Consider the following 393-nt stretch of genomic DNA (forward strand, 5'->3'; position numbering starts at 1 on the left):
CTGTTCAACCGTGAGCGGGCCGGCAAAGCCGGCCACGTGCTCGCGCATCCACGCTTCCAGCGCGCCGATGTCGAACTTCTGCTGTTCTGCCACGGGGCGCGTGCCCTCGAAGGCGGAAAAATCCTGCTGGTCCGTTTGTGCCATGGGTGTGTCTCCGAATCTTCTTGTGTGTCTTGGGTGTCGAGGATTGATCAGGTCGGTTGCCGATGGCGAAGGTATTGCTGCAGCAGCACCTCCATCGTCGTGAGTCGTGAGCCGACATGCGTTGGCGAAGGCGCCGAAAAATTGCTCATGCGCAGCACCCAGTCGGTCGGGGCCTCGCCAACATCGAGCACGTTGATGCAGCCGGCGGTCTGCGCGAGGCTGCCGAAGAACACGCGCTCGCCCCCGGTG

Annotated in this window: 1 protein-coding gene; it reads right to left on the reverse strand. The window is 63.1% G+C overall.

What is annotated here, in order from left to right; all coding sequences use genetic code 11:
* Nucleotides 1-191 precede the first annotated feature (191 nt).
* Nucleotides 192-393, reverse strand: a 202-nt coding sequence (locus HR9077_RS01590) for a hypothetical protein (protein WP_210725830.1), incomplete at its 5' end; no start/stop codon positions are given.

The organism is Modicisalibacter radicis (assembly GCF_900961225.1).
GTDB lineage: Bacteria > Pseudomonadota > Gammaproteobacteria > Pseudomonadales > Halomonadaceae > Modicisalibacter.